This window comes from Streptomyces sp. NPDC002889 (assembly GCF_042888425.1).
Classification (GTDB): Bacteria; Actinomycetota; Actinomycetes; order Streptomycetales; family Streptomycetaceae; genus Streptomyces.
This window is the reverse complement of record NZ_JBIAPT010000032.1, coordinates 21,580-44,381: the sequence shown is the minus strand read 5'-3', so window position 1 is coordinate 44,381 and position 22,802 is coordinate 21,580. Positions and strand designations below refer to the sequence as shown.

At 70.1% G+C, this 22,802-nt stretch carries 23 protein-coding genes and 1 tRNA gene; 9 read left to right on the top strand and 15 right to left on the bottom strand.

The features are described from left to right. Position 1 precedes the first annotated feature (1 nt). The 4 genes from ACFYWI_RS33895 to ACFYWI_RS33880 form a co-directional block, all read right to left on the bottom strand. A complete protein-coding gene (locus ACFYWI_RS33895) occupies positions 2–1,075 on the bottom strand; it encodes an RNA ligase (ATP) (protein ID WP_389239614.1) in 1,074 nt (357 codons plus the stop codon). 247 nt (positions 1,076–1,322) lie between these two features. Next, positions 1,323–1,934 (bottom strand): hypothetical protein, encoded by a 612-nt coding sequence (locus ACFYWI_RS33890; protein ID WP_389239613.1) that lies wholly within the window; start codon positions 1,932–1,934, stop codon positions 1,323–1,325. A gap of 229 nt (positions 1,935–2,163) precedes the next feature. Continuing rightward, complete coding sequence (locus ACFYWI_RS33885) at positions 2,164–3,498, bottom strand: serine-threonine protein kinase (protein ID WP_389239612.1); 1,335 nt, start codon at positions 3,496–3,498, stop codon at positions 2,164–2,166. A gap of 163 nt (positions 3,499–3,661) precedes the next feature. After that, positions 3,662–4,906: an exo-beta-N-acetylmuramidase NamZ domain-containing protein gene (locus tag ACFYWI_RS33880; RefSeq protein ID WP_389239611.1), complete on the bottom strand. Its 1,245-nt coding sequence runs from the start codon at positions 4,904–4,906 to the stop codon at positions 3,662–3,664. A 222-nt stretch (positions 4,907–5,128) separates the two neighbouring features. On the opposite strand from ACFYWI_RS33880, the gene ACFYWI_RS33875 reads away from it, so the two are divergent. From ACFYWI_RS33875 to ACFYWI_RS33865, 3 genes are read left to right on the top strand one after another with little or no spacing between them, the layout of a single operon-like run. After that, the gene (locus ACFYWI_RS33875; RefSeq protein ID WP_389239610.1) at positions 5,129–5,893 is read left to right on the top strand and encodes an SDR family oxidoreductase; all 765 of its coding nucleotides are present in this window, start codon (positions 5,129–5,131) and stop codon (positions 5,891–5,893) included. Positions 5,894–5,919: 26 nt separating this feature from the next. Then, positions 5,920–7,542, top strand: a complete 1,623-nt coding sequence (locus ACFYWI_RS33870) for an AMP-binding protein (protein ID WP_389239664.1) — start codon at positions 5,920–5,922, stop codon at positions 7,540–7,542. A 51-nt stretch (positions 7,543–7,593) separates the two neighbouring features. Next, a complete protein-coding gene (locus ACFYWI_RS33865) occupies positions 7,594–8,187 on the top strand; it encodes a TetR/AcrR family transcriptional regulator (protein ID WP_389239609.1) in 594 nt (197 codons plus the stop codon). A 174-nt stretch (positions 8,188–8,361) separates the two neighbouring features. On the opposite strand, the gene ACFYWI_RS33860 is transcribed toward ACFYWI_RS33865, so the two are convergent. The 7 genes from ACFYWI_RS33860 to ACFYWI_RS33830 all read right to left on the bottom strand — a co-directional run bounded on the left by ACFYWI_RS33860 (position 8,362) and on the right by ACFYWI_RS33830 (position 13,554). Further along, positions 8,362–9,573: an acyl-CoA dehydrogenase family protein gene (locus ACFYWI_RS33860; RefSeq protein ID WP_389239608.1), complete on the bottom strand. Its 1,212-nt coding sequence runs from the start codon at positions 9,571–9,573 to the stop codon at positions 8,362–8,364. A gap of 7 nt (positions 9,574–9,580) precedes the next feature. Beyond that, positions 9,581–10,603 carry a phosphotransferase family protein gene (locus ACFYWI_RS33855; RefSeq protein WP_389239607.1) on the bottom strand — a complete coding sequence of 341 codons (1,023 nt, stop codon included), beginning with the start codon at positions 10,601–10,603 and terminating at the stop codon, positions 9,581–9,583. 194 nt (positions 10,604–10,797) lie between these two features. Continuing rightward, on the bottom strand, positions 10,798–11,712 hold the full coding sequence (locus tag ACFYWI_RS33850; protein WP_389239606.1) for an MBL fold metallo-hydrolase: 915 nt from the start codon (positions 11,710–11,712) through the stop codon (positions 10,798–10,800). A 100-nt stretch (positions 11,713–11,812) separates the two neighbouring features. Beyond that, positions 11,813–12,109, bottom strand: a complete 297-nt coding sequence (locus ACFYWI_RS33845) for a hypothetical protein (protein WP_389239663.1) — start codon at positions 12,107–12,109, stop codon at positions 11,813–11,815. 145 nt (positions 12,110–12,254) lie between these two features. After that, the gene (locus ACFYWI_RS33840; protein ID WP_389239605.1) at positions 12,255–12,596 is read right to left on the bottom strand and encodes a DUF202 domain-containing protein; all 342 of its coding nucleotides are present in this window, start codon (positions 12,594–12,596) and stop codon (positions 12,255–12,257) included. Next, complete coding sequence (locus ACFYWI_RS33835; protein WP_389239604.1) at positions 12,581–12,970, bottom strand: YidH family protein; 390 nt, start codon at positions 12,968–12,970, stop codon at positions 12,581–12,583. Before ACFYWI_RS33835 ends, ACFYWI_RS33840 begins: the two co-directional genes overlap by 16 nt. Before the next feature lie 62 nt (positions 12,971–13,032). Further along, positions 13,033–13,554, bottom strand: a complete 522-nt coding sequence (locus tag ACFYWI_RS33830) for an NUDIX domain-containing protein (RefSeq protein ID WP_389239603.1) — start codon at positions 13,552–13,554, stop codon at positions 13,033–13,035. Positions 13,555–13,787: 233 nt separating this feature from the next. Between ACFYWI_RS33830 and ACFYWI_RS33825 the strand changes: the two genes are divergently transcribed. Further along, positions 13,788–14,453, top strand: coding sequence for a molybdopterin-dependent oxidoreductase (locus ACFYWI_RS33825; protein ID WP_389239662.1), 666 nt, complete (start codon positions 13,788–13,790; stop codon positions 14,451–14,453). Beyond that, the gene (locus ACFYWI_RS33820) at positions 14,395–15,057 is read left to right on the top strand and encodes a cytochrome b/b6 domain-containing protein (RefSeq protein WP_389239602.1); all 663 of its coding nucleotides are present in this window, start codon (positions 14,395–14,397) and stop codon (positions 15,055–15,057) included. Before ACFYWI_RS33825 ends, ACFYWI_RS33820 begins: the two co-directional genes overlap by 59 nt. Positions 15,058–15,077: 20 nt before the next feature. Here the strand turns inward: ACFYWI_RS33820 and ACFYWI_RS33815 are convergent, their stop codons facing one another. After that, entirely contained in the window at positions 15,078–16,475 is a 1,398-nt protein-coding gene (locus tag ACFYWI_RS33815; protein WP_389239601.1) for a gluconate:H+ symporter, read from the bottom strand. Between the two features lie 59 nt (positions 16,476–16,534). Continuing rightward, positions 16,535–17,047, bottom strand: a complete 513-nt coding sequence (locus ACFYWI_RS33810) for a gluconokinase (RefSeq protein WP_389239600.1) — start codon at positions 17,045–17,047, stop codon at positions 16,535–16,537. A 130-nt stretch (positions 17,048–17,177) separates the two neighbouring features. On the opposite strand from ACFYWI_RS33810, the gene ACFYWI_RS33805 reads away from it, so the two are divergent. Both ACFYWI_RS33805 and ACFYWI_RS33800 read left to right on the top strand, forming a co-directional pair. Beyond that, a complete protein-coding gene (locus ACFYWI_RS33805; protein WP_389239599.1) occupies positions 17,178–17,879 on the top strand; it encodes a FadR/GntR family transcriptional regulator in 702 nt (233 codons plus the stop codon). A gap of 266 nt (positions 17,880–18,145) precedes the next feature. After that, positions 18,146–19,603 carry an amino acid permease gene (locus ACFYWI_RS33800; RefSeq protein ID WP_389239598.1) on the top strand — a complete coding sequence of 486 codons (1,458 nt, stop codon included), beginning with the start codon at positions 18,146–18,148 and terminating at the stop codon, positions 19,601–19,603. Between the two features lie 90 nt (positions 19,604–19,693). On the opposite strand, the gene ACFYWI_RS33795 is transcribed toward ACFYWI_RS33800, so the two are convergent. Both ACFYWI_RS33795 and ACFYWI_RS33790 read right to left on the bottom strand, forming a co-directional pair. After that, complete coding sequence (locus tag ACFYWI_RS33795) at positions 19,694–20,623, bottom strand: pseudouridine synthase (RefSeq protein WP_389239597.1); 930 nt, start codon at positions 20,621–20,623, stop codon at positions 19,694–19,696. Positions 20,624–20,740: 117 nt separating this feature from the next. Then, positions 20,741–20,828 (bottom strand) — tRNA-Leu (locus ACFYWI_RS33790). 186 nt (positions 20,829–21,014) lie between these two features. On the opposite strand from ACFYWI_RS33790, the gene ACFYWI_RS33785 reads away from it, so the two are divergent. After that, entirely contained in the window at positions 21,015–22,340 is a 1,326-nt protein-coding gene (locus ACFYWI_RS33785) for a M20/M25/M40 family metallo-hydrolase (protein WP_389239596.1), read from the top strand. A 166-nt stretch (positions 22,341–22,506) separates the two neighbouring features. Continuing rightward, on the top strand, positions 22,507–22,740 hold the full coding sequence (locus ACFYWI_RS33780) for a chaplin (RefSeq protein ID WP_389239595.1): 234 nt from the start codon (positions 22,507–22,509) through the stop codon (positions 22,738–22,740). Positions 22,741–22,802: the final 62 nt, after the last annotated feature.

The following is a 22,802-nucleotide window of genomic DNA, read 5'->3' as shown; positions in this document are numbered from 1 at the left end:
ACTACTCGTACTCCGTGCCGCCCTTGCGGGTCAGGTACGCCGGGCTGACCGCCTTGGCGATCGCCCGGCCGCCGACCACCGGGCTGTAGCGCTCGACGGCCGGCCGGATCACCACGCCCTCGCGCAGATGCAGCTCCCGCCCGGACACGGTCTCCCGGCCGCTCGCCAGCTCCAGCACGGTGCCGATGTCGTAAGGCCCCTCGTACAGCCGTGGCACCAGCGGCAGTTGACCCTCGAGCAGTTCGGCCGCGTCCATCCAGTGGACCTGGCCGTCGATCTCCGCCGAGACGTCGAACACCGCGTACCCCAGCGTGTCCTCGGCACGCGCGTTCGCCCCGTACGCCAGGTCCTGGACGCCCGCGCCGTACACCTCGCCGAAGAAGCCGATCCGGCTCGCTCCCAGCTTCTCGGCCAGGCGTGCGGCGACCGCCGGTACGTCATGGCCGAGCACCGCGCGCCAGTACAGATTCCGCGGATCGTGCGTCAGCGCGAGGCCCTTGGAGCCGAATCCCTTGGACGAGACCTGGACCGTGCCGCCGTCGGCGACGCAGTACGTCATCAGACACGCCGTGCCGTGCAGCTTCTCGGTGAGCACCACCACCTCGCCCGGTTCGAAGATCTCCGGATAGCGCTGGATGTTCTCGATGTCGACCCAGGGCAGCAGATCGGGAGCGCGTTCCACGTCCCCGCCCATCGTGGGCGGGATCGGAGGCGACCACTTGGTGATCGAGAGCCGCTCGGCGAAGTTCTCGCCGTCGGCGGCGGCCCGCGCCAGGTCGACGTCCGCGAGCGCGCGCGGCCGGCACACGATGCCCTGCGAGAGTTCGCCCCGCAGCCGTACCGCCTTGACCCGGTCGGACGCCCTGCCCGCGAGCCGCCCGGTCAGTCCCAGCTCATCGATCAACCCGGCGGGAAGTACGGCCTGTTCGGGGATGTAGACGGCGAAGTCGCCACTACGGTAGGCGCCCTTGGCGACAACCGCCCGGTACAGCCCCACCTGGGCCAGCTCGAGCGCGTCGGCGTTGGGATGCTCATGGATCGTCAGCGGTTCGGCGGTGACGCGCAGCGTCGACATGTCAGGCTCCTCGGTCGTGTTTCCTCACCGCCAACTGTCGCGGGGACGAATACCGTGGGCCATCGAATTTGCGTCTGGTAGCGTCCGCTCTCCGGCCCGGCGCAGCCCCGGACCAAGGTTCCGTTCGGGCATGTCCCGGGCCCTCCGCCGCCCTCGGCGCGGCTGTGGGCCGCCTCCGTGCCGTCCTTGCCCACGCCGGCGCACCGCGGTGGGGTCCCGGGCCCCCGGCCCCCGGGACCCGTACGGCTCACGCCACGGAGGCCAGCTCCCGGCGCCCCGCCCGCTTGGCCGCGGCCACGGCATCGGACGTCAGAACGGGCTGCGGCACGACGATGCCGCAGCCCGTGCACACCGGCCCGTACCACGGCTCGCGCTCCAGGTCCTGACGCCAGACGATGTGTGTCGCCTCGCACACCGGGCAGGCCGTCCCCGGCTCGTCCTCCAGCGCGGTGATCAGTCTGCGCAGTACCTCGCCGAGCGGCGCGGAGGGATGCGCCGCCGGGGTGTCGCAGCGGGCGACCCCGTTCCCGCCCCAGGTCCGGCGGTGCCAGTCGTCGATGTGTCCGGGCCGCCGAAGCCCCTCGTGCTTCTCCCGTTTGCGGCGGTCCGCGAAGTTCTCCTCGTACGCGAGCCAGACGGCCCGCGCCTCCTCCAGCTCCTCGAGCGCGGCCACCAGCCGCGCCGGATCGGGGGCCCTGTCCTCGGGTTCGATCCTGTGCCTCGCGCACAGATGATCCCAGGTCGCCCGGTGCCCATAGGGCGCGAAGCGCTCCAGGCACTTGCGCAGTGAATAGCGCCGAAGCGCCAGATCACACCGCGCGTCGCGCACCTGTCTCGCGAGACTCCGGAAACCGGCCATCGCACTGCCACCTCCGTCGCTGGTACATCGGCGTCGTTGAATGGACGTACGGGTGCCCGATCCGGCTCCATCGAAAATCCGATGGGGCCTATTGGTTCCGCGCCCTTGCCGCATCGTCCGAAGGCGCGCTCTTGGCGCGCATGCTGTCTGGTGATACGCAAGGTGACGCATGTTCACTCACTCGGGAGCCATGCCTTCGGTGTTCTCCGGCGCACCCGGCGAGGGCGGATCAGCGGCCGATGCGGCCGGCGGCCAGCACCATGCGTGCCAGTTCCTCATGACAGATGTCGCTGTGCGCGCCGGCGGGCGGGCCGCCGCGGCGCACCACGGAGGCCGCGTCCACGCTCGCACAGCCCGAGCGGGGCACTCCTTCGCGCAGCGCCTGCTCCAGCGTCAGCCGTGGCGCTCCGGCGACACCCCGGATGCCGTCGTGGCCCATTGCCCACCACCGCCGGTCAAGACCCACCGCGGTCGCCGAGTCGCCGGCCAGGCTGGACGCCAGCGGATAGATCACCCCGAGCGCGCTGTCGTGCCGTGAGTAGCAGGCCACCACCGGCCCGTCGACCCGGTGCTGGAGGGCGGCGAGCGCACCCGCGCTGTGGGGCGCGTGCGGCAGACTGGTCGCGAACGCGTAGTGCGAGAAGGCTCCCTGAAGGAGCGTCACCGACTTCACGTTGTGCGCGCCCTCGGGCAGTCCGCGCAGTGCGAAGGCGACCAGCCGCGCCCCCTGGCTGTGACCCACCAGATGCACACGCAGCCCCGGGGCCGAGCGGGAGAGCCGGCCGAGCAGAGGGCCGAGCCCCAGCTCCCCGACCGTGCCTGCCCGCCGCTTCATCGCGTAGTACGTCGTCTGCCGCAGGAGCTCCTTCCCACCCTTCCACACCTTGGTCAGTGCGCCTCCGGGACCGCTCCCGAGCGCGCCGCCCAGGCCGAACGCCGACGGCGCCTGTGCCTCGAGCGCCGCGGTGAAACGCCGGCACAGGGTGAGTGCGTCCTCGAACAGCACCGCCGGAGGGCTCTGCTCGTCCTGCGGCAGATCGTCCGCGAAACACGCCTCGAGCCCCCCGGGCGGCACCGCCGCCAATTGCCGTGCCAGCACGCCGAACTCCTCGAACGCCGCCTTGGAGTCGGGCTGTTCGTCCAGCAGCATGGCCAGGCGCTCCACCGTCGCACGGTGTCCGGGGAAGAGCCCGGCCAGTACGTCCTGCGTCGCCTTGTCCAGGCCCGGCGCCGAACCCACCGCCGCTTCCTCCCACGGCGGCATGGCGGCGGCCGCGGCGGGTTCGACGTCCGGGATCGGCTCGTCCGTGAACCGCATCGAGGGCCAGACGACCCCCGCGTAGCCGAGGCGTACCCCCGGCGCACCGGCCAGCAGCCGGGGGAAGGGCGCGAAGAACGCGGCGTACAACCGTGCAGCGACGGAAGGGGAGTTGTTCCATCCGTGCGCGAACATCACCAGATCGGTGACATCCATCCCGTCGAGCCGGTCGTGCCGCCCCCCGTGCACATCGCCGTCCGCGTCGAAGGTGATCTCCCGGTACGGCTGCACACCCATCCCCGCCATGACAGGCCCCTCCCCAGTGAGCTCCGCTGCTGCAACAGCATCCTGCGCAAGGGAGGAAACAGCCATACCTCATGAAGTCCCAATACTGTCCACCATGGTGCGTATGGCGGTCCCTCGCCCGGTCGGTGCGGGGTTCCGCCCGGGGCCACGCGCCGGCGAGTTCTCAGCGGTAGTGCAGGTACTGCGCGCGCACTGCCCGGAACGCCGCGAGCTCGTCCTGCCAGGCCCCCACCACGTCCTCGACACCGGCCCCCGCGTCGATCAGTGTGCGCACCTTCGTCGAGCCGGTGAGCTTGTCGATCCAGTGGTCCGCGCGCCAGGCGAAGCCGCTCCAGTTGCGCCTGGCCGTCACGAGCAGCGCGATGCCCGTGCGGACGGGGTCGTACGACTGCCGGTCGTGGACGTGCAGTTGGACGCCGCCGATCGTCCTGCCCTGGAACTTGGAGAACGTCGGGGCGAAGTACGCCTCACGGAAGCGGACCCCCGGCAGGCCGAGACCGTTCGCCGCCTCGGCCCATCCGGGGCCGATACCCTCCGCGCCCAGCAGTTCGAACGGCCGGGTCGTGCCTCGGCCCTCGGAGAGGTTGGTGCCCTCGAACAGGCAGGTGCCCGAGTAGACGAGTGCCGTTGCGGGGGTCGGCATGTTGGGGCTCGGCGGGACCCAGGGCAGAGCGGTCGTGTCGTAGAAGTCGGCGCGCCGCCAGCCGGTCATCCGCACGGTTTCCAGGTCCACGGGCCGGAGAAGGAACTCGCCGTTGAACAGCAGGGCCAGCTCGGTGACGGTCATCCCGTGCGCCTGCGAGATCGGCTCACGGCCCACGAAGGTCGCGAACGCCTTGTCCAGCACCGGTCCGAGGGCGGCCCGGCCCGTCACCGGATTGGGCCGGTCGAGGACGACGAAGCGCTTGCCCGCGAGCGCTGCCGCCTGCATGCAGTCGAAGAGTGTCCAGATGTAGGTGTAGAAGCGGGCGCCCACGTCCTGGATGTCGAAGACGACCGTGTCCACGCCCGAGGCGGTGAAGATGTCGGCGAGCGGCCGGCCGCTCTTGAGATACGTGTCGTAGACGGGCAGCCCGGTGGCCGGGTCGTCGTATCGCCCCTCGGAGCCGCCCGCCTGCGCGGTGCCGCGGAAGCCGTGCTCCGGGCCGAAGACGGCGACCAGGTTCACCCGGTCGTCGGCGTGCATGACGTCCACGATGTGCTGTACGTCCCGGGTGATGCCGGTCGGGTTGGTGACCACGCCGACCCGCTGCCCGGCCAGGGCGGCGTAGCCCCCGGCGGCCAGCCGTTCGAAGCCGGTGCGGACCCGGGACCGGCCCGAGTGGGCGGCGGCGGGCGCGGACGCCGTCGCTGTGAGCGCTCCCACCGCGCCGCCGACTGCCAGCAAACCCCGTCTGGACAGGCTCATCGAGCTACCTCCGTGATCGCTGAGTGTCATGGCCACGCACGCTAGCGCTCCTCGTGCCGACGGGGAACGATATGGACGTAGCCGTCGCCGTGGTCCGCCGCGCCGACGGGTTCCGCCCCTTCCCTCGCAACATACCGACCGGTTAGTCTGTCGCCAGGCCGGCGCGGACGACCGGCCCGTACGGTCGCCGCCGACGGTCGGCACGCAGAGGGGCGGAGCTTGATGAGTACGGTGCAGGGCGCGGGCGTTGTGGTCACGGGCGCGGGCGGTGGCATCGGCGCCGCGCTGGCCCGCAGGTTCGCCGCCGAGGGTGCCCGGGTCGTCGTCAACGACATCGACGCCGGCCGGGCCAAGACCGTCGCCGACGAGATCGGTGCACACGCGGTGCCCGGCGATGCCTCTCAGATCGTGGACGAGGCCCGTGACGCACTCGACGGCGTCGTCGACATCTACTGCGCCAACGCGGGCCTCGGCTCGCCCGGCGACGCATTCGCCGACGAGGACGTCTGGGCCTCGGCCTGGGACGTCAATGTGATGGCCCATGTGCGCGCGAGCCGGGCGCTGCTGCCGGACTGGCTGGAGCGCGGCAGCGGCCGCTTCGTCTCCACCGTGTCCGCCGCCGGACTGCTCACGATGATCGGCGCGGCCCCGTACAGCGTCACCAAGCACGGCGTTCTCGCCTACGCGGAATGGCTCTCGCTCACCTACCGCCACCGCGGCCTCAAGGTGCACGCGATCTGCCCGCAGGGCGTACGCACCGACATGCTCGCCGCGAGCGGTTCGGCCGGCGACATCGTGCTGCAGCCGACCGCGATAGAGCCCGAGGACGTGGCCGAAGCGCTCTTCGACGCGATGGCGAACGACCGGTTCCTGGTGCTGCCGCACCCCGAGGTCGCCGACTACTACCAGGCCCGCGCCACGGACCCGGACCGCTGGCTGACCAACATGAACCACATCCAGCAGAAGTGGGAAGCGGTGAAGCGGTGAACTCCCCCTACGCGGCCAAGCCCTGGATGGGCAGTCTCACCGAGGAGCAGCGGGCGCCGATCACCCCGCCCCCGACCGTGGTCCACTCGTTCCGCGCCGCCGTCGACCGCGCCCCCGAGCACACCGCGCTCGCCTACTTCGACGGACGGCTGAGCTACCGCGAGACCGATGCGCTCTCCGACTCCGTCGCGGGTCATCTCGCGGCTCGCGGTCTCGCGCGCGGCGACCGCGTGGCGATCATGCTCCAGAACTCTCCCCACTTCGTGATCGCCCTGCTCGGTGCGTGGAAGGCCGGAGCCGTCGTCGTTCCGCTCAACCCGATGTACAAGGCGGGCGAGGTCGCCCATGTACTCGCCGACGCCGAGGCCGCCGCGCTGATCTGCGCCGACCGTTCCTGGGAGTCGTATCTGCGCGACTGCGCCGCCGCCTCGCCCGTGCGGATCGTCCTCACGGCCTGCGAACTCGACCTGCAGACCCGCGGCGACGAACGGGTGCTGGGCTTCGGGCGAACACCGCAGGCCGCGGACGCCGAGGATCTGCTGACTGTGGCCCGGGCCGGTCTTCCTGCCCCTGCCGAGCGTGAACCCACCGCCGCCGACGTGGCGTTGATCAGCTACACCTCCGGCACCAGCGGCACGCCCAAGGGCGCCATGAACCTGCACGGCGGCATCACCTACAACGCCGAGCGGCAGCGGACCGGCCACCCGCTGCCCGAAGGCGCCTGCTACTTCGCGCTCGCCCCCATGTTCCACATCACCGGCATGGTCTGCCAGCTCGCCGCCTGCATCGCCAACGCGGGCACGCTGGCGCTGGCCTACCGCTTCGAGGCCGGGGTCGTACTGGACGCGTTCGCCGAGCACCGCCCCGCCTACACCGTCGGCCCGTCCACCGCCTTCATGGCGCTCGCCGCCCACCCCACCGCCACCCGCGAGCACTTCGCCTCCTTCCAGGTGATCTCCTCGGGCGGCGCTCCGGTGCCGCCCGCGCTGGTGGAGAAGTTCCGGGCAGGCTTCGGCCCCTACATCCGCAACGGATACGGGCTCACCGAGTGCACGGCCCCCTGCGCCGCCGTACCCCCGGAGCTCGAGGCACCCGTCGACCCGGCGTCGGGCACCCTGTCCGTCGGCCTGCCGGGGCCCGACACCCTCGTGCGCATCATCGACGAGACCGGCAAGGACGTGCCCCTCGGCGAGCAGGGCGAGATCGCCGTCCGTGGCCCCCAGGTCGTGCCGGGCTACTGGCGGCTGCCCGACGCCACCGCCGAGGCATTCCCCGCCGGCGAGCTGCGCACCGGCGACATCGGCTTCATGGACACGGACGGCTGGCTGTACGTCGTCGACCGCAAGAAGGACATGATCAACGCGTCGGGCTTCAAGGTCTGGCCGCGGGAGGTCGAGGACGTCCTGTACACCCACCCGGCGGTGCGCGAGGCGGCGGTCGTCGGCATCCCCGACAGCTACCGCGGCGAGAGCGTCAAGGCGTACGTCAGCCTGCGGCCCGGGGCCGACGTGGAGCCCGCCGACATCGCGGCGTACTGTGCCGAGCGGCTGGCCGCCTACAAATACCCCCGGGAAGTAGAGATCCTGCCGGAACTGCCGAAGACGACCAGTGGGAAGATCCTCAGACGAGAACTGCGCTCACGGGCGTAGCACTCTCTTCTGACAGCACTCGAGGAAATGCGCGAAAGGCGGGTGGCGGCAATGGCCAGGACGACGGACGGGGACGGCACCCCCGTACCGCAAAGGCTGCTGGCCGCCGCCACCCGGCTGTTCGCGGAACGCGGCTACGACCGTACGTCGGTGCAGGAGATCGTCGAGGCGGCGGGCGTCACCAAGGGGGCGCTCTACCACTACTTCGGCTCCAAGGAGGACCTCCTCCAGGAGGTCTACTCACGCGTGCTGCGGGTCCAGCAGGAGCGTCTCGACGCGTTCGCGGACGCGGACGAGCCGGTGGAGACGCGGCTGCGCGGCGCTGCCGCGGACGTCGTCGTCACCACGATCGACAATCTGGACGACGCCTCGATCTTCTTCCGCTCCATGCACCATCTGAGCCCGGAGAAGCACAAGCAGGTGCGTGCCGAGCGCCGCCGCTACCACGAGCGGTTCCGCGCGCTGGTGGAGGAGGGGCAGCAGAGCGGGGTGTTCTCCTCGGCGACCCCCGCGGACCTGGTGGTGGACTACCACTTCGGCTCGGTGCACCATCTGTCGACCTGGTACCGCCCCGACGGCCCGATGTCCAAGCAGGAGGTCGCCGACCAGCTCGCCGATCTGCTGCTCAGGGCCCTGCGGCCGTAGGCACAACCGCTCCGCCGGACCAAGGGCGGTACGCGATCCATGCGTTCATGGATCGCGTACCGCCCTTGTGGCTGTGTCGTACGGTTCGCGCCGGCCTCCTGGCTCCGCCCGGACGGCATGCCCGAGTGCCGGGCGGGCCGGATCGTCCGGCCCGCCCGGCACCCGGGGACTGCTCTAGAGGTACTTCTTCAGCTCGCGCCGGGCCAGCGAGCGCTGGTGCACCTCGTCCGGGCCATCGGCCAGCTTCAGGGTGCGGGCGGCGGACCACAGCTCGGCGAGCGGGAAGTCCTGGCTGACGCCACCCGCGCCGTGCACCTGGACCGCGTGGTCGAGGATCTCCACCACCGCGCGCGGGGTGGCGATCTTGATGGCCTGGATCTCGGTGTGCGCGCCCCGGTTGCCCACCGTGTCCATCAGCCAGGCGGTCTTGAGAACGAGGAGCCGCAGCTGCTCGACGGTGACCCGGGCGTCGGCGATCCAGTTCTGCACCACGCCCTGCTCGGCGATCGCCTTGCCGAAGGCATGCCGGGACACGGCCCGCTTGCACATCAGCTCGATCGCGCGCTCGGCCATGCCGATCAGGCGCATGCAGTGATGGATACGGCCGGGGCCCAGCCGCGCCTGGGCGATGGCGAAGCCGCCGCCCTCCTCGCCGATCAGGTTCGACGCCGGCACCCGTACGTCGGTGAAGACGACCTCGGCGTGGCCGCCGTGGGAGTGGTCCTCGTAGCCGTACACCTGCATGGCGCGCCGCACCTCTACACCCGGGGTGTCGCGGGGCACGAGGATCATCGACTGCTGGCGGCGGGCGTCGCCTTCGGGGTCGGACTTGCCCATCACGATGAAGATCTGACACTTCGGGTTCATCGCGCCCGAGATGTACCACTTGCGGCCGTTGATGACATAGTCGTCGCCGTCCCGCTCGATCCGGGTCTCGATGTTCGAGGCGTCGGAGGAGGCGACCTCGGGCTCGGTCATGGCGAACGCCGAGCGGATCTCACCCGCAAGCAGTGGCTCCAGCCACTCCTTCTTCTGCTCGTCGGTGCCGAACTGCGCCAGCACCTCCATGTTTCCGGTGTCGGGGGCCGCGCAGTTGAGCGCCGTCGGGGCCAGGTGCGGGCTGCGGCCGGTGATCTCGGCCAGCGGCGCGTACTGCAGATTGGTCAGCCCCGCGCCGTGCTCGGCATCCGGCAGGAAGAGGTTCCACAGCCCCTGCTTGCGGGCCTCGGCCTTGAGCTCCTCGACGATCGCCGGGGTGTCCCACGGCGACGCCAGCTGCGCCCGCTGCTCGTGCTCGGTCGCCTCGGCCGGGTAGACGTGCTCGTCCATGAAAGCGAGCAGCTTGGCCCGGAGTTCTTCGGTACGGGCGTCGAATGCGAAGTCCATGTGGTACTCAGCCTTCCTGGAGGGTGGTGAGCCCGTGCTCGATGAAGACGGGGACGAGATCGCCGATCCGGTCGAAGCCGGCGCCGACGGTCTGGCCGAGGGTGTAGCGGTAGTGGATGCCTTCGAGGATCACGGCGAGCTTGAACCAGGCGAATGACGTGTACCAGGAGATGGCGGAGGTGTCCCTGCCGGAGCGCTCGGCGTACCGCTCGATCAGCTCGGCCGCCTGCGGGTGGCCGGGGGCGGTCGCGGTGGTGCTGATGGGGGAGCCGGGCAGGTGCAGTGGCCGGCTGTACATCGCCAGCAGACCGAGGTCGGTCAGCGGGTCGCCCAGCGTGGACATCTCCCAGTCGAGGACCGCCTTGATCTGGTCGTCCTCGCCGATCAGCACGTTGTCGAGGCGGTAGTCGCCATGGATCACGGTGGCCGTGGAGGACGCAGGCAGCTCGCGCCCGAGCGCGGCGTGCAGCTCGTCGATCCCGGGGAGCTCACGGTTGCGCGAGGCGTCCAGCTGCTTGCCCCAGCGGCGCAGCTGGCGGTCGAGGAAGCCCTCGGGCCGGCCGAAGTCGCCGAGGCCCACCGACTCGGGGTCCACGGCGTGCAGGTCGACGAGCGTGTCGACCAGCGAGAACACCGCGTCGCGGGTGCGCTCGGGACCGAGCGGGACGAGCTCGTCGGCCGCGCGGTACGGGGTGCCGTCCACGAACTCCATGACGTAGAACGGCGATCCGAGCACCGAGTCGTCCTCGCACAGCACCACCGGCGTGGGCACCGGAACCGCGGTGCCGTGCAGCGCGTTGATCACCCGGTGCTCGCGCTTCATGTCATGAGCGGTCGCCAGCACATGGCCGAGCGGCGGCCGGCGTACGACCCAGCGGCCCGTGCCGTCGGTGACGGTGTACGTGAGGTTGGAACGGCCGCCCTGGATCAGCCGGGCGCTGAGCGGTCCGCTCACCAGTCCCGGGCGCTCGCGGTCGAGATAACCGCGCAGCTGCTCGGGGTCGAGGCCTGGCGGCGGGGCTGAGCTCATAATGCGCACCTCCGAGGGTGGTCCTGGGGAACGCGTTCATGATGACCGACCAGTCGGTATGTCGTCCAGTGGCGCTCACCAACCGATGCGTGGATCACACACCCGGGGGCGTACGGCGGGCAGACGAAGGCGCCGGGCCGCCCCGTGGGGGCGGCCCGTGTGTTCACCGAATCCCCAGGTCAGGGGCATAGGAGTCAGGCGTGACAGGCCACCGGCACTCCGCCGTTCAACATCGTCATGTCCGCGAACACCATGGCCGGATCCAGCGGTGAACCTTCCGGTAGCCCGCCCAGCTCCGCGTAGGCCCGGTGGAGATTGGCGACCAGCCGCTCGCTCTCCCGCAGCGCGGCGAACTCCCCGAGGTCCGCGCCGACCGCCGTCTCCAGCGGGGTGCGCCCCCTTTTGTACCCCTTCTCCGCCAGCTCCAGCACGAAGCGCAGATAGCGCTCCGTCGCGTCGAACGCGGACGGATCGGTGATCGGGCCGTGTCCGGGCACCACCGTCGTCGCATCGAGCGAGCGCAGCAGGTCCAGCGCCCGCAGCGATCCGCCGAGCGAGCCCATCGGCACGAACGGCGTGCCGCCCTGGAAGATCAGGTCACCGGTGAAGACCACGCCCTGCCGCGGCAGATGCACCACCGTGTCACCCGGGGTGTGGGCGGCGCCGCCGGGATGGAGGAGCCGTACCTCGATCTGACCGACATGGACCGTCATCCGGTCGTGGTACGTCAGCGTCGGCGCGGCGATCCGGATGTCGCCGAAGTCGTTGTGCGGCCAGATCAGATGGAGCTGATGTCCGGCCGCCAGCTGCTCGCTGCGCGAGGACTCGTGGCCGATCACCAGGGCCTCGGGCGCGAACACCGCGTTGCCGTAGGTGTGATCGCCGTGATGGTGGGTGTTGACCAGGGTCGCGGGGAGCGGGGCGCCGGTCGCCAGCAGCGCGTCGCGCAGCGCCAGGGTTCGGCGCTCGGTTGCCGTGGTGTCGACGAGCAGGGTCGAGTGCCCGTCGCTGATGAATCCCGCGTTGTTCAGGCACCAGCCGCCGTCCGGCTGGACGTAGGCATGCACTCCGGGTGCGAGCTGGACGGTGTACGGATCCGTGGCAGGCAACGGGGCTCCCCCGGGTCGACGACGAACGGTCACCCAGAGCCTGCCAGTCGGCGTCGGCCCGGAGGAAGACAGGGGCGCGTCACGGTGCGGCCGGGTGGGCTCAGTGGTCGTCCCAGTGACCGTCGTGCTGCGCGTGCCGGTGCCCGTCGTGGACGTAGTCGACATGGTCGCCGTGGGCCACCGCGGGGTGCCCGCATCCTGAGCCGTGCTCATGGGCGTGCCCACTGTGCGAGATGTGCTCGCCCGGCTCACATTCGTCCCAGTGCCCCGAGTGCTCCCGGTGCATATGCCCGTCGTGTGCGTAGTCGACGTGATCAGCGTGCGGGACCCGGGTGTGTCCGCAGTCCGGGCCGTGGATGTGCTCGTGCGTGGGGTGCTCGTGGTGGAGGACCGGCATGGGTGCTCCCCTCATTGTCCTTTTTGTAGTGGTCCGGCATGTTCCAGGCTAGGCCCGGACAGGGCCTGGCCGTCCGCCCCGTTCCGGGCCGGGAGCGGAGACGGCTCTCACTGGTGGTCCGCTCGCGCAGGCCGGGACCCGGGGGTCATGTCACGATCGCGACGGCGAACGCGGCGAGCGCGAGGACGCACCCGACCGCGGCGACCGCCCCGCCCACCGTGAGCGCGGACGGCCGGGCGGCGTCCAGCGCCTTCACGCGGCGGTGGGCCACTGCCAGAAACCCCAGCCAGACCAGCAGGCTCAGCCCCGACGCCAGTACGGCCACATCCGTCACCGAGCCGCCGACGGCCTGCCTCGCCGCCAGTGCGGCCACCACGGTGCAGGTCAGCGTGGTCCTCCGCCAGGCCAGCCGGGTCCGCTCCGGCTGCAGCCCCGGGTCCCGCCCGGACTCGGCCGCCGTGCCGGGCCCCGTCACACGCGGCCCCATGCCACGACCACGACCATGGCGATCGACACCACGGCCACGACGGCCGCCAGCAGCACAGGGAAGCGCGACACCGGAAGGTCCTCGTCACGGCGCATCGCCCGCTCGCACTGCACCCAGTGGTTGACGGCGCGCACGGCGCACATCGCCCCGATCCCGATCAGTGCGAGCGCCAGGCCGGCGCGTACGCCCCAGCGCAGATCCGGCAGAAACTGGTCCACCGCGAACCCGCCGCCGATGAGCGCCAGTGCCGTACGGATCCAGGCCAGAAACGTGCGCTCATTGGCGAGCGAGAACCGGTAGTCCGGGGTCTCGCCCTCGTCCCGGATCCGCCGGGGCGCCAGCCACAGCCGCAGGCTCTGCACGAAATCGCTCACGCCGCGCACCCTACCTGCGGCGTTGTCGGTTGCCCGGGCCAGCGTGCGGGTCCCGAGGAGTGTCAGCCCGCCTCACGGAAAGCCTTGAGCCGTACGTACGCCTCCAGCCCGTCCGGCACCCACTCCCATGCGTCGAGCCGCCGCTCCAGCTCGTCCCCGGACAGGAAGCCGTGCCAGGCGACCTCCTCCGCCTGCGGGCTGACCGGCAGGTCGCAGCGCACCTCGTACACGGACGACCACCAGGTCTGCGCCGGATCGCCACCGCCCTCGTACAGGAATGTGAACAGCGGTACCGGGCGCGGCAGTCCGCGCACCCCGAGCTCCTCCTCCGCCTCCCGCAGCGCCGCCTCGTCGTAGCTCTCGCCCGCGCCGACGACCCCGCCCACGAACATGTCGTACAGCGAAGGGAAGACCAGCTTCGTCGGCGTGCGCCGGTGTACGAAGATCCGCCCCTCGGCATCCCTGGCCTGGACGAACACACACCGGTGGCGCAGCCCGCGCGCATACGCCTCGGCGCGCGGCGCGCGGCCGACGACACGGTCCCACTCGTCGACGATGTCGAGGATCTCCTCAGCCGGATTCATGGCGCCCATCCAAGCACCAGGGGTCGGCGCGCTCCGCTTGCGCGGGCGCGAGCGGTCCACCGGGCGTCCTGCCCACGGCGTCGGGACCCGGCGGAGTGTGACGGAAGTCTGACGTCCCGGCGATACTGCTGGCCTCCGGGGCCGGTCGGTGCTCGAATCGAAGGGTGACCACACCTCGCTCCGACATTCCTGACGCCGAGGGCCCGCCGGTCGGGCGCCGTATGGTGCTCGGCATGCTGGGCCTCGGCGCGGCCGGTGTCGCATCCGCGCCCTATCTGCAGCGCGGGCTCGAGTCGCTCCTCGGCGCTGCCTCCGACAAGGACCCGACCGGCCTGACCGGACTGCTGCCCAACGGCGGTGGCTTCCGCTACTACTCGGTCGCCGCGTCCGTACCGCACAGGAACGAGCGGAACTACCACCTCACCGTCGACGGGCTGGTCGAGCGGCCGGCGACGTACACACTGGACGCGCTGCGCGAGCTGCCGCAGACCCGTGTCGTACGGGACGTCCAGTGCGTCACCGGCTGGCGTGTGCCCGACACGCCGTTCGAGGGCGTGAAACTGTCGGTCCTGCTGGATGCCGCCGGAGTGCGGTCCCAGGCGCGGGCCATCCGGTTCAGCTGCTTCGACGGCACCTACAGCGAGAGTCTCACCCTCGACCAGGCCCGCCGCTCCGACGTCCTGGTCTGCCTGCGGATGCAGGACAAGCCGCTCAACCACGCGCACGGCGGTCCGGTACGGCTCTATGTCGCGCCCATGTACTTCTACAAGTCGGCGAAATGGCTGTCCGGAATCTCCCTCACCTCGAAGGTGGACCCCGGGTACTGGGAGGAGCGAGGCTATGACGTCGACGCCTGGGTCGGCCGGTCGAACGGCCGCGACGACGCACCCACCGTCTGAACGCCCGGCCCGCGTACGCAGGTTCAGCCGCGCCGAGCGCTGGGTGCACCGCGCCACGGCCCTGCTGATGCTGATGTGCGTGGCGACGGCGGCGGCACTGTACGTACCCCAGATCGCCGAACTCGTCGGCCGCCGTCATCTCGTGGTCACCGTGCACGAGTGGTCGGGGATCCTGATCCCGGTGCCGTTCCTGCTCGGCCTCGCCTCGCGCGCCTTCCGCAAGGACCTGCGCCGCCTCAACCGGTTCGGACCGCACGACCGCACCTGGCTGCGGGCGGTGCGGCGGCGCGACAGGTCGCCCGGGGCGCGCCCGGCGGGGAAGTTCAACGCCGGGCAGAAGCTCTACGCGGCCTGGATCGCCGGCGCCGTGCTCGTGATGATCGGCACCGGGCTGCTGATGTGGTTCACGCACCTCGCCCCGCTGGTGTGGCGTACAAGTGCGACCTTCGTGCACGACTGGCTGGCGCTGACCATCGGGATCGTGCTGTTCGGGCACATCGCCATGGCGCTCGCCGACCCGGAGGCACGCCGTGGCATGCGCACCGGGTCGGTCGAGCGCCCCTGGGCCCGGTCGGAGCACTCGCTGTGGGACCCCGACGACTGACCACTGCCCCGGACCGCCCCTTACAGCACCAGGGACAGCAGCAGGACGAAGACGATGCCGACCACCGAGATGATGGTCTCCATCACCGACCAGGTCTTGACCGTCTGGCCGACGCTCATCCCGAAGTACTCCTTCACCAGCCAGAACCCTGCGTCGTTGACATGGCTGAAGAAGAGCGAACCCGCTCCGATCGCCAGCACCAGCAGTGCGGACTCGGCCGTCCCCATGCCGGCGGCGAGCGGCGCGACCAGGCCGGCCGCGGAGATCGTCGCGACCGTGGCCGAGCCGGTCGCCAGCCGGATGGCCACCGCGATCAGCCAGGCCAGCAGCAGCGTCGGGATCGCCCAGTTCTTGGAGAAGTCCATGATCATCTGGCCGACACCGATGTCGATCAGCGTGGTCTTGAAGCCGCCGCCCGCGCCGACGATCAGCAGCACGCCCGCGATCGGGGCGAGGGACTTCTCGACCGTCGAGGAGATACGCCCCTTGGTGAACCCGGCGGCACGGCCGAGGGTGAACATGCCGACGATCACAGCCGCGAGCAGTGCGATCAGCGGCGAACCGATCACGTTGGTGACCCGCTGGACGTGGTTCTCCGGGTTGTCGACGCTGATCTCGACGAGCGCCTTGACCATCATCAGGACGACGGGCAGCAGCACGGTGAAGACGGTGGCGGCAAAGCTCGGGCGCTTCTTGAGGTCCTCGGTGGCGCGCTGGGGAATCATGTCGTCGGGCGCCTGGATGTCCACCCAGCGGGCCGCGTACTTGGAGAACAGCGGACCGGCGATGATCACCGTCGGTATCGCGACGACCAGGCCGAGGGCCAGTGTGACCCCCAGGTCGGCGCCGATGGCGTCGATCGCGACCAGCGGGCCGGGGTGGGGCGGAATGAGGCCGTGCATCACGGACAGTCCGGCAAGAGCGGGGATACCGATCCGCATCAGCGAGTAGTTGCCGCGCTTGGCGACCATCAGCACGACAGGGATCAGCAGGACGATGCCGACCTCGAAGAACAGCGGCAGACCGATGATCGAGGCGATCAGCACCATGGCCCACGGCATGGACCGCCCGCTCGCCCTGTCGAGGATCGTGTCGACGATCTGGTCCGCGCCGCCCGAGTCGGCGAGCAGCTTGCCGAGTATCGCGCCGAGCGCGATCAGTACACCCACACCCGCGACGGTGGTGCCGAGGCCCGTGCTGAAGGACACGATGGTCTTGTCGAGCGGGGCTCCGGCGAACGCTCCGAGGGCGAGCGACCCGATGGTCAGCGCCAGGAACGCGTGCAGCCTGAACTTGGTGATGAGCAGGACGATGACAGCGATGCCCGCGAGGACGGCGATGCCCAGCTGCGCGTTGCCCGCCGAAGTGATCGGTTCGGCGGCGTCCGCTGCCAGCATCTCGACGCTGAGACTGGTCACGGTGATTCCTTGGATTGGGGGGACGGGTCGGGTGTGGGGGTTGAGGGCCGGCCCGGGGGTCAGAGCCGGTCGAGCCGGCGCAGCGCGGCGACGGCCCGTTCGGTGATCTCGTCGGGGGTGCCGGTCACATCGACGGCCACTCCTGCCTCGTCGTCCGCCAGCGGTTCGAGCGTGGCGAACTGCGAGTCCAGCAGTGCGGGGGGCATGAAGTGCCCCTTGCGCTCCGACATCCGCCGCTCGATGAGCGCGCGGTCGCCGGTGAGGTGGAGGAAGACGGCGCCGGGTGCGGCTGCCCGCAGCCGGTCGCGGTAGACCCGTTTGAGCGCGGAGCTGGAGACCACTCCGCCCAGCCCGGCCCGCCCCTGCGCCCACTGGCCGATGGCGTCCAGCCATGGCCACCGGTCCGCGTCGTCCAGTGGGGTGCCGGCCGCCATCTTGGCGATGTTCGCCGCGGGGTGGAAGGCGTCGCCCTCGGCGTAGGGAACGCCCAGTGCGGCGGCGAGCAGGGGGCCGATCGTGGTCTTGCCCGTGCCTGCGACGCCCATCACCACAATGACGTGGGGGGTGCTCATTGGTGCCTCGCTGTCTTCGTCGACATCGGTCCGTCGCGCCACTGAAGCCCATTAGGTATGACGTATTCAAGTCCCTGAGATGTAAACGTCATACTTTTAGTTTTCGATCCGTGCCCCGTACGCTGTGCTCATGACCACAGAGGGCCAGGGGCTCCACGCGCGCGTGCTCGACACCCTCGGCCTTGCGATCACCGCGGGCGAATACCCGCAGGGCAGCGTGGTGCGCACCGACGAGGTGGCGCAGCGCTTCGACGTCTCGCGCACCGTCGTACGCGAGGTGGTGCGGGTTCTGGAGTCGATGCACCTGGTGGAGTCCCGTCGCCGGGTCGGCGTGATCGTGCGCGCCACCGAGGAGTGGAACGTCTACGACCCGCGCGTCATCCGCTGGCGCCTCGCCGGCGCCGACCGCCCTCGCCAACTGCGCTCCCTGACCGTGCTCCGCTCTGCGATCGAGCCGGTCGCCGCCGGGCTCGCCGCCCGCAACGCCACCCCGCAGCAGTGCGCCGAGCTGACCGCGTGCGCCCTCGGCATGGTCGCCACCTCCCGCGGGCATCAGCTGGAGGGCTATCTCGAGCACGACATCGCCTTCCACCGCATCGTGCTGAACGCCTCCGGCAACGAGATGTTCGCGCGGCTCGGCGATGTGGTCGCCGAGGTCCTCTCGGGCCGCACTCACCACCATGTGATGTTCGACGACCCCGATCCGGCGGCGGTCACCCTCCATGTCCAGGTCGCCGAAGCCGTTCGCGAAGGCGACGCCGACCGGGCCGAGAGCCTGACCCGGCAGATCGCCGTCGGGGCCCTCCAGGAGCTGGACGTGCTCGCGCCCTGAGTCCGGCGTGCTACCTGAGCCGCGCCTCCCCTCCCTTGGCTGTATGGAAAACCTTTCTTCATCTTGGCGAAACCTCTGAAATACCTCAGATATGTATCTGAGTGAGGTAGGCCACTGCCAGAATCCCAGGGTTGCCCTGACTATGAACCCTCGGGCCTTTCTGCGCCCCGAGGCCATGCCGTGGTGACCACCTTCCTCACCACCGGAAGGCCGCCGGCATCACGGCCGGGTACCGCACACCCCCTCACGAAGGCGAACAACACCTCATGAGTGACCGCACCATGGCCGCGGCCGACACGCCTGTCGCCGCCGCGACGGGCGCCCCCCACGTAGACGCCGGTGACGCCGGGTACCGCAAGGACCTCAAGTCACGTCACATCAACATGATCGCCATCGGCGGCGCCATCGGTACGGGACTCTTCCTCGGCGCCGGTGGCCGTATGGCCAACGCCGGCCCTTCCCTCTTCATCGCCTACGCGGTCTGCGGCGTCTTCGCGTTCTTCGTCGTGCGCGCGCTCGGCGAGCTCGTCCTCTACCGGCCCTCCTCCGGCGCCTTCGTCTCCTACGCCCGTGAGTTCATGGGCGAGAAGGGCGCCTACACGGCCGGCTGGCTGTACTTCCTGAACTGGTCGACGACTGCCATCGCGGACATCACCGCGGCCGCGACGTACGCGCATTTCTGGGCCATGTTCAGCGACATCCCGCAGTGGGTGCTCGCCCTCATCGCGCTCGCCGTGGTCCTCACCGCCAACCTCATCTCGGTGAAGTACTTCGGTGAGATGGAGTTCTGGTTCGCGATCATCAAGGTCGCCGCGCTGGTCGTGTTCATGCTCATCGGCATCTTCCTCGTCGTCACCCAGCACGAGGTCGGCGGCCACACCCCGGGCCTGGCCACCATCGGCGACAACGGCGGCATCTTCCCGACCGGTGTCATGCCGATGCTTCTGCTGATCCAGGGTGTGGTCTTCGCCTACGCCTCCGTCGAGCTGTGCGGTGTCGCCGCTGGTGAGACCGAGAACCCCGAGAAGATCATGCCGAAGGCGATCAACTCGATCATGTGGCGCGTGGGCATCTTCTACGTCGGCTCGGTCGTGCTGCTCGCGCTGCTCCTGCCGTACACCGCGTACTCCGGCGACCAGAGCCCCTTCGTCACCGTCTTCGACAAGCTCGGCATCCCCGGCGCGGCCGGCGTGATGAACCTCGTGGTGCTCACCGCCGCCCTGTCCAGCCTGAACTCCGGCCTGTACTCGACCGGCCGCATCCTGCGCTCCATGTCGATGTCCGGCTCCGCGCCCCGGTTCACCGGCGTGATGAACAAGGGCGGCGTGCCCTACGGCGGCATCCTGCTCACCGCGGCCTTCGGTATCGTCGGTGTCGTCCTGAACAAGGTCATGCCGGGCGACGCCTTCGAGCTGGTGCTGAACTTCGCCTCCATCGGCATCATCGGCACCTGGTCGATGATCATGCTGTGTTCGCTCCTCTTCTGGCACCGCTCGAAGGACGGCCGGGTCACCCGTCCCGGCTACCAGCTGCCCTGGGCTCCGTACACCCAGATCATCACGATGGTCTTCCTCGCCTCCGTCCTCGTTCTGATGTGGATGGACGGCGGCATCAGCCGCACCACCGTGAACTGCCTGCCGCTGATCGCGGCCGCGCTGGTCGGCGGCTGGTACCTGGTCCGCAAGCGGGTCGGGAAGATGGCCTCCGAGAACCGGAACGCCTGAGCCCTGACGCGGTAGGCCGAAGCTCCGCAGTACGCACAGGACCCCCGGGACATCCCGGGGGCCCTGTGCGTACGGTGAACGGCGCACAGTTCACGGCGGCCACTCGGTCAGCCGCAGCCGACTCTCGAAACGGCGCGGTTCACCGGACACCGGATCGGTGAACTCCAGTGCCCGTGCCACGAGTTGCAGCGGCTGCCCGTAGTCCTCGGGACCCGCGTCGAGCACCACCGGATAGATCGGGTCGTGCAGGATCGGCAGTCCCAGCGCGTTCATGTGGACCCGCAGCTGATGGGTGCGGCCGGTGGCCGGCAGCAGGCGGTACTTCCCGAGCCCGCCGCGTACCTCCAGCAGCTCGATCCGGCTCTCGCTGTTCGGCTCCCCCGGCTGCTGCCGGGCGGCGAGCACCCCGCGCTCCTTCACGATCCGGCTCCGTACGGTGACGGGCAGCGCGACCTCCGGGTCGTACGGCGCGACCGCCTCGTACTCCTTGCGCACCCGCCGGTCCCGGAACATCGTCTGGTAGGCGCCCCGGTCTCCGGGCCGTACGACGAAGAGCACCAGACCCGCCGTGAGGCGGTCGAGGCGGTGCGCCGGCTGAAGCAGGGGCAGGTCGAGATCGCGGCGCAGCCGGGCCACAGCCGTCTCGGTGATATGGCTGCCGCGCGGCACAGTGGCCAGGAAGTGCGGCTTGTCGGCGATCACGACCCGCTCGTCGCGGTGGACGATCCCCACCTCGAAGGGGACCCGCTCCTCGGCGGCGAACTCCCGGTGGAAGTACAGATACCGCCCGGCCCGGTACGGCTCGTCCGCGGTGACCGGGCCGTCCACCGAGACGATGCGGCCCTCGCGGAGCATGGCGTCGACCTGTTCGGCCCCGATGGCGTTCGCGTACCGCTCGACGAGATGGTCCCGCACGGTCCCCCAGAGTCCGTCCGGGTCGGCGGGCAGCCGCAGCCGCACGGGGTCGATGCCGTCACGCTGGGGGAGCGGCGACGGCGGAGCCTTGAGTCTGCGTCTCACCGACGAGACTGTATGCGCACGGCACCAGGGGAACCGGAGGAACCCCGGCCGCCCGTTGCCGGAGGGAGCCCTCGCGGCGACAAAAAATCCCCACGGCCGAAACCGTGGGGATCTTGGTGGTGTCCGAGGGGGGACTTGAACCCCCACGCCCGATAAAGGGCACTAGCACCTCAAGCTAGCGCGTCTGCCATTCCGCCACCCGGACAAGGTGTCTGTCTCGCGGCTCTGGGCCGTTCCGACGTGGAAAACCATAGCAAACAATCGGGTGTGCCCGATCACGGCCCTGGTCGTGTGACAGCGGCATGACGGCGGGCCCTCGCCCTTGGGGGACGAGGCACGATGGCGGGAGGATGAGGACGAACCACCAGCAGCGACAGTGGGAGGAAACAGCGTGAGCGAGTCGAGCACGACCCGGGCCGTCTCGGGTGAGGACGAGGTCGTCGACCTCTGTCGTGAGCTGATCCGGATCGACACCAGCAACTACGGGGACCACTCCGGCCCGGGGGAGCGGGCCGCGGCCGAGTACGTCGCCGAGAAGCTCGCCGAGGTCGGCCTCGAGCCGCAGATCTTCGAGTCGCACAAGGGCCGGGCCTCCACGGTGGCCCGGATCGAGGGTGAGGACCCCTCCCGGCCCGCGCTGCTCATCCACGGCCACACCGACGTGGTGCCGGCCAACGCCGACGACTGGACGCACCACCCCTTCTCCGGCGAGATCGCGGACGGCTGCGTCTGGGGCCGCGGCGCGGTCGACATGAAGGACATGGACGCGATGACCCTCGCGGTCGTACGGGACCGGATGCGCAGCGGCCGCAAGCCGCCGCGCGACATCGTGCTGGCCTTCCTCGCCGACGAGGAGGCCGGCGGCACCTACGGGGCGCGCTATCTGGTCGACAACCACCCGGACCTCTTCGAGGGTGTCACCGAGGCGATCGGCGAGGTCGGCGGGTTCTCCTTCACGGTCAACGAGAACCTGCGGCTCTATCTCATCGAGACGGCGCAGAAGGGCATGCACTGGATGCGCCTGACCGTGGAGGGCACGGCGGGGCACGGCTCGATGACCAACAACGACAACGCCATCACCGACCTGTGCGAGGCCGTCGGCCGTCTCGGCCGCCATCGGTGGCCGGTCAGAGTCACCAAGACCGTCCGCTCCTTCCTCGACGAGCTCTCCGACGCGCTCGGCACCCCGCTCGACCCGGAGGACATGGACGCGACCCTCGCCAAGCTCGGCGGCATCGCCAAGATGATCGGCGCGACGCTGCGCAATTCGGCGGCCCCCACCATGCTCGGTGCGGGCTACAAGGTGAATGTGATTCCCGGACAGGCGACCGCCCATGTCGACGGCCGTTTCCTGCCGGGGTACGAGGAGGAGTTCCTGGCCGACCTCGACCGGCTGCTCGGCCCGCGGGTCAAGCGCGAGGACGTGCACGGCGACAAGGCGCTGGAGACCAGCTTCGACGGTGCGCTCGTCGACGCGATGCAGATCGCGCTCAAGGCCGAGGACCCGATCGCCAGGGCGGTTCCGTACATGCTCTCCGGCGGCACGGACGCCAAGTCGTTCGACGACCTCGGCATCCGCTGCTTCGGCTTCGCTCCGCTCAAACTGCCGCCGGAGCTGGATTTCGCGGGAATGTTCCATGGGGTGGACGAGAGGGTTCCGGTGGACGGTCTCACGTTCGGTGTACGAGTGCTTGACCGTTTCCTCGACCGGTGCTGAACCGGATCGGGTGAGGTCTGCTCATTCGAAACTCCAATAATCGTCAGTACGTGCGCACTTGACTGAAAAGAGTGAAAGGGGGATCAGGCTCGTAGCCCCGCTTCCTCCTCCTCGTTACAGGTGGTGCGGTCCGCGGCTGGGACCGCATTGCCAACAAGGAGGAACAATGATCAAGAAGGTCGTCGCTGCTGCGGCTGCCACTGGTGGTCTGGTGCTCGCTGGTGCGGGTGTGGCCATGGCCGACGCCGGCGCCCAGGGTGCCGCCGTGGGCTCCCCCGGCGTGCTCTCCGGCAATGTCATCCAGGCCCCGGTCCACGTGCCGGTGAACCTGTGCGGCAACACGGCGAGCGTCGTCGGCCTGCTGAACCCCACCTTCGGTAACGCCTGCGGCAACGCGTGACGTTGTGGCTCGGCCCATAAGGGCTTGGGTTTGAACCCGGGCGGTCCCGGAGTGCGCGCCCC

Excerpts from the sequence above, each read along its gene's own strand:
- ACFYWI_RS33870 (WP_389239664.1), top strand. The coding sequence starts at position 5,920 with ATGGGCAGTCTCACCGAGGAGCAGCGGGCGCCGATCACCCCGCCCCCG.
- ACFYWI_RS33855 (WP_389239607.1), bottom strand. The coding sequence starts at position 10,603 with ATGAGCTCAGCCCCGCCGCCAGGCCTCGACCCCGAGCAGCTGCGCGGT.
- ACFYWI_RS33880 (WP_389239611.1), bottom strand. The coding sequence starts at position 4,906 with ATGAGCCTGTCCAGACGGGGTTTGCTGGCAGTCGGCGGCGCGGTGGGA.
- ACFYWI_RS33820 (WP_389239602.1), top strand. The coding sequence starts at position 14,395 with ATGACGTCGACGCCTGGGTCGGCCGGTCGAACGGCCGCGACGACGCAC.
- ACFYWI_RS33895 (WP_389239614.1), bottom strand. The coding sequence starts at position 1,075 with ATGTCGACGCTGCGCGTCACCGCCGAACCGCTGACGATCCATGAGCAT.
- ACFYWI_RS33830 (WP_389239603.1), bottom strand. The coding sequence starts at position 13,554 with ATGAATCCGGCTGAGGAGATCCTCGACATCGTCGACGAGTGGGACCGT.
- ACFYWI_RS33780 (WP_389239595.1), top strand. The coding sequence starts at position 22,507 with ATGATCAAGAAGGTCGTCGCTGCTGCGGCTGCCACTGGTGGTCTGGTG.
- ACFYWI_RS33825 (WP_389239662.1), top strand. The coding sequence starts at position 13,788 with ATGCTGGGCCTCGGCGCGGCCGGTGTCGCATCCGCGCCCTATCTGCAG.
- ACFYWI_RS33805 (WP_389239599.1), top strand. The coding sequence starts at position 17,178 with ATGACCACAGAGGGCCAGGGGCTCCACGCGCGCGTGCTCGACACCCTC.
- ACFYWI_RS33840 (WP_389239605.1), bottom strand. The coding sequence starts at position 12,596 with ATGGGGCCGCGTGTGACGGGGCCCGGCACGGCGGCCGAGTCCGGGCGG.
- ACFYWI_RS33860 (WP_389239608.1), bottom strand. The coding sequence starts at position 9,573 with ATGGACTTCGCATTCGACGCCCGTACCGAAGAACTCCGGGCCAAGCTG.
- ACFYWI_RS33890 (WP_389239613.1), bottom strand. The coding sequence starts at position 1,934 with ATGGCCGGTTTCCGGAGTCTCGCGAGACAGGTGCGCGACGCGCGGTGT.
- ACFYWI_RS33875 (WP_389239610.1), top strand. The coding sequence starts at position 5,129 with ATGAGTACGGTGCAGGGCGCGGGCGTTGTGGTCACGGGCGCGGGCGGT.
- ACFYWI_RS33845 (WP_389239663.1), bottom strand. The coding sequence starts at position 12,109 with ATGCCGGTCCTCCACCACGAGCACCCCACGCACGAGCACATCCACGGC.
- ACFYWI_RS33885 (WP_389239612.1), bottom strand. The coding sequence starts at position 3,498 with ATGGCGGGGATGGGTGTGCAGCCGTACCGGGAGATCACCTTCGACGCG.
- ACFYWI_RS33810 (WP_389239600.1), bottom strand. The coding sequence starts at position 17,047 with ATGAGCACCCCCCACGTCATTGTGGTGATGGGCGTCGCAGGCACGGGC.
- ACFYWI_RS33865 (WP_389239609.1), top strand. The coding sequence starts at position 7,594 with ATGGCCAGGACGACGGACGGGGACGGCACCCCCGTACCGCAAAGGCTG.
- ACFYWI_RS33800 (WP_389239598.1), top strand. The coding sequence starts at position 18,146 with ATGAGTGACCGCACCATGGCCGCGGCCGACACGCCTGTCGCCGCCGCG.